5 protein-coding genes and 1 pseudogene are annotated in these 3,836 nt (G+C 63.2%); all 6 read right to left on the reverse strand.

Annotated elements, in window-relative coordinates:
- Positions 1–138: 138 nt before the first annotated feature.
- Positions 139–567: pseudogene (locus tag MKK82_RS19665) on the reverse strand (tellurite resistance TerB family protein); the annotation flags it as partial.
- Between the two features lie 30 nt (positions 568–597).
- Positions 598–969, reverse strand: a complete 372-nt coding sequence (locus MKK82_RS19670; RefSeq protein ID WP_243986533.1) for a hypothetical protein — start codon at positions 967–969, stop codon at positions 598–600.
- A gap of 193 nt (positions 970–1,162) precedes the next feature.
- Positions 1,163–1,405, reverse strand: a complete 243-nt coding sequence (locus MKK82_RS19675; protein WP_243986535.1) for a PadR family transcriptional regulator — start codon at positions 1,403–1,405, stop codon at positions 1,163–1,165.
- Positions 1,405–1,596, reverse strand: coding sequence for a hypothetical protein (locus tag MKK82_RS19680; protein WP_243986537.1), 192 nt, complete (start codon positions 1,594–1,596; stop codon positions 1,405–1,407). Before MKK82_RS19680 ends, MKK82_RS19675 begins: the two co-directional genes overlap by 1 nt.
- A gap of 207 nt (positions 1,597–1,803) precedes the next feature.
- The gene (locus MKK82_RS19685; protein WP_243986538.1) at positions 1,804–2,286 is read right to left on the reverse strand and encodes a hypothetical protein; all 483 of its coding nucleotides are present in this window, start codon (positions 2,284–2,286) and stop codon (positions 1,804–1,806) included.
- An 83-nt stretch (positions 2,287–2,369) separates the two neighbouring features.
- Positions 2,370–3,572: a TadE/TadG family type IV pilus assembly protein gene (locus MKK82_RS19690; protein ID WP_243986539.1), complete on the reverse strand. Its 1,203-nt coding sequence runs from the start codon at positions 3,570–3,572 to the stop codon at positions 2,370–2,372.
- Between the last annotated feature and the right edge of the window lie 264 nt (positions 3,573–3,836).

Raw genomic sequence — 3,836 nt, forward strand, 5'->3', positions numbered from 1 at the left:
CTTGGATGGCCCGTTTCCCGCCGACTGGCTCGTGACTACGAGCGCTTGCCCGCCACTCTGGCCGGATTGCATCTCGTCGCCTTCAGCGTCCTGCTCCTCCGCAGGGCCGCCGACTTCGCTGCAGTCCGTAACAGCCTCTAGCAGCCGAGCCTTGTCGACGAGCAAAGCCGTGGCGATCTCGGCCAGTGTGGCATGCTCGATCTCAGCGATGCCGTCGTAGTCGGCCACGTCCGCTGCCACCAGGAACACAGCTTCACGCTGCTCTGAAGGCCGGCCGGCGATTGCCGCGACGCGGCGCAAGTTGTCCGCACGCCCAGCCCGGGTACGCGCCCTGCCGATCGCATCGTACAGCGCCTCCTCCAGCATCAGGACGTCGTAGCCTTTCTCCAGGATCGGGCTGGCGATCACGCCGGTCAACGCGGTCTCGAACTCCGCGCCCGCAACCTCTCCGTCGGCGACGATGACGTTGGCTGCCGCCGAGACACCGGCCTGCATCAGCACCTCGTCTCCGGCGTAAGCCGTCACGGTCTGACGGAAGCGTGCGAGGAGATCTTGTACGAAGGGCATGTCGATGTGCCGTTGAGCGAGGTGGAACCGCTATGAGAAGGCGCGAGCTGAGACGCGCGATCCGCCGAGGCTGACCTGCCGCCGCCCGCCCCCTCCATGCATGCCGTGGTTCGGTGCCGGGTAGGGTCGGCGAGACAGATCATAAAGCTGGTTGCCGACAAGGCCGGCGATGTTGCGCAGAGTTGCCTCCTTGCAAGTCGTGGCTACTCGCACGCCGATCTCATGCGTGTGGCTGCGGCCGTAGAGCCAGACGGCAAGCCGTGCCCGTGTCACCTCTGAGAGGCCGTCGAGGAGATCGAGAAGCGTGTCAGGCTCGGCTTGGGTAAGCCGCATCACGTGCGCGAGCGGTACCGGACAGTCGTCTGCGAAATCCATCGCGGTGATCAGACGAACTTGGTTCACGAGAGGCACCTGCGTGATGAGGTCCGCAGGTTGAGAGCCTATGGTTAACGAACTCTGTCGTTGACGTGCTGATACGGCAACCGCAACCGTGTGCTGTTCGAGCAGACGGCGGCCTACCGTGATCGGCAGGGTCAGGAATGGGGCGTGCTGGTATGGGAGTTCGCGGCCCGGAGAAGCTGATGCTCGACCTCGATCACGGCTCGTCGGCCTTGAGGCTCCCCTGTGCAGCCAACAGCTTTCGCCCGGCATCCGTGAGGAACCAATAAGTCGTGCGTCCAAGCCGGCCGCTGGTCCGACGGGTCACAAGCCCCTGTGCTTCAAGAACCGGCATCACTGACGGATAAGCGTTGCCACGAAGCCCCTGCGGATTGGCCGCGCAGGCCTGCATGGCTTCGAGCTGGCGACCGCGGACCGGCGCTGGTGGTTCGGTGGGCATCAGGCTCGACGGGTGCGGCTGTCTGGCGGGTCCAGCAGCCCAAGCCGGATCGCCATCGCCAGCACAACCGTCCCCGTGACGGCGTCACCGCCATCGATGCGATAAATACTGATTGTCCCGGGCACTTCCTCGACCTGATGGCCGGCCTCGCGCAAGGCCGCGACAGCTTGAAGTATGCGTTCTGCTATCATGGTCAGGCCGACGCGATCAGCATCCAATTGCGGGCCCGCGCCAGGCAATCACCGTCAGGTGCCAGCGGCATGTCGGCGATCACCCTCTCCACGATCACGCGCATGTTGAACTCGTCGATGCCCAGGCCCTACACGAACCCGTAAAGCTGCCGCATCAGGCGGGCGACGACGATTTCGTGGCCCGGGTCGGTGACGTCGCTCATGATGCTACGCCATCGCCGCCGCAACCATCCGCAACCGGGCCTCGACCAGCCGCTCGTCGTCCATGCGCGACGGCATGTCGGCTGCCACCTGCCTGACGATCCGTCGGATAGTCGCCTCGTCCAGGCCGAGTCCACGTGCGAAGCCAATTAAGCGCCGCATCATCCGCTGCACTTCGGCCTTCCTGAGCTCGGAGTTGCTGTTGGCGTGGTCCACCACTCCTCTCCCCATCGCCGACTGCGCCATCAGGACTGCGGTGCGAACCATGTTGTGCCTGAACTTCGCCGAACGATCCGGATCACCCACGGTCACTTTAGCCGCCAAATCCGCTTCGGCGGCGGCAGCCACGTCGATCTCATGCCCTGATGCGAAGCAGAACGGGATGACCTTAAGGTTCTCCACATAAGCATCAACCGCGGCATCGATCTCCTCGTCCGTCACCTCGCATTTGCGGCGCAGGGCGCCGACGCTGGGGATCGCTTTTGCCATGCCGAGGAGCTACTGCAGCGCCTCGATGCCGTTCATCGCCAGGGCCGACCACACCTCTCGGCTGGCGGCGGTCGCGGCCGGTATCATTGAGCCAGCAGCAGGCGCCCGCTGATGTTGCCGACGCCACTCGGTACCGGGACATCGCTTGCCGAGTACATCGCGTTCATCGTCAGGTTTGCCGAACTGGCCACCTTCAGCTGGCGCGAGACGATCACCGTGTAGGCAGACTGGTCGGCTACGGCTCCATGCGAGTCGACCGTCAGCTTGCCACGCGGCATGTAAATCGTGCCCAGCAGCTGACGGGCGCCATTGCTGGAGATCTTGTGCTCGCGCAGGAGCGGCGCGGTCGGGTCTTCGTAGAAGAGAAGCCCAGACATCGGGCCGTCTTTCGGAGCTGTAAGGTTGATCGTGCTCGCAGCTGTCAGATTGAGCGTGGTCTGCTGGCTCTTGAGGTAGATCCCCACATACGAACCCGTCAGGGTCGCGTTGGCGTCCACCGTCAGAGGCCCTGTGTCGATGACGTAGACGCCCGGTGACAACGTCGCGGTCGCACCCTGTGTGACCTTCAGCCCGTTGCAGTACGTGCCCGGTGACAGCGTCCTCGACGTCGTCACGACCGTGTTCGTGTAGGTGCAGCCGGATGCTATCGGAGGCGCGATGACCGCCAGCGGATCCTTCAAACCAGGGCACCCAGATTTTGGGCCCGGCTGTGGCGGCTTTGACGTGCTGACCTCGTTGCCGCCAACCGAGCAGATGCTGGTGGCGAGGATCGTGGCTTGGTTCTGCAGCGTGACGCCGCTCGTGCTGACTGAGTCCGAGTAGACCGAGCACTGCGATGCGGTCACGGACGCCTGATCCTGAGCAATCAGGGTGCTATTCGAGGAAGGATCTAAGGCTAGCACGCATAGCCGTGTCTTGCCGACTAGTCTTGACTGTGCGCGAACGTTGATCGTCGCCGTCGGCACACCGATAATTTTGCCGAAAGCTAATGGAAAGGTCTCCTGCGTCTGAGCGGTGACGCTGGTTCCGTCGTCACTGATGCGAACTTGGACAGAGAAGGGTGCGCCGCCGGTGGGCTTGGCGTTGTCTCGGATCGCCTGTTCGGTGACGCCGCTGACCGATTGCGTATCTGCTGTGGTCTGCGCCAGCTTGAGCATGTTACCGCCAGCCAGCGTGCCGACATCAGTCGCTGTCTGTAGCTGTGTCCGACGGTACGAGAGGCGGGCGTAATCGATACCGCCGCCAGCGAGGCCGATGAGTACCGTGGAGCTGAGAGCGAAGATCACGGCAACCCCGCCGCGGTTGTCAGGCCCGAACGCTGTTAGCCTCGCCGGGACAGGTCGCAGCGCGGTTCGGGTTGTGCGCAGACCCGTCCAGTGTTGTCGCCGCATCCGCATCAATCCGCCGCTAAAAAGAAGGCGATTTGGACTAACGACGAATAGGTTTACTGCGGCCTTAAAGTATGCAGTCTGTTCGGATGGGATCGTTAATGGAAAGCCGATCCACAATTTAGATCACTGTCGTTGCACTATCAGAAAGAGCCAAGACAG

It is taken from the genome of Methylobacterium sp. E-046, from assembly GCF_022829625.1.
In the GTDB taxonomy this organism is placed as follows: domain Bacteria; phylum Pseudomonadota; class Alphaproteobacteria; order Rhizobiales; family Beijerinckiaceae; genus Methylobacterium; species Methylobacterium longum.

Excerpts from the sequence above, each read along its gene's own strand:
- MKK82_RS19675 (WP_243986535.1), bottom strand. The coding sequence starts at position 1,405 with ATGCCCACCGAACCACCAGCGCCGGTCCGCGGTCGCCAGCTCGAAGCC.
- MKK82_RS19680 (WP_243986537.1), bottom strand. The coding sequence starts at position 1,596 with ATGATAGCAGAACGCATACTTCAAGCTGTCGCGGCCTTGCGCGAGGCC.
- MKK82_RS19685 (WP_243986538.1), bottom strand. The coding sequence starts at position 2,286 with ATGGCAAAAGCGATCCCCAGCGTCGGCGCCCTGCGCCGCAAATGCGAG.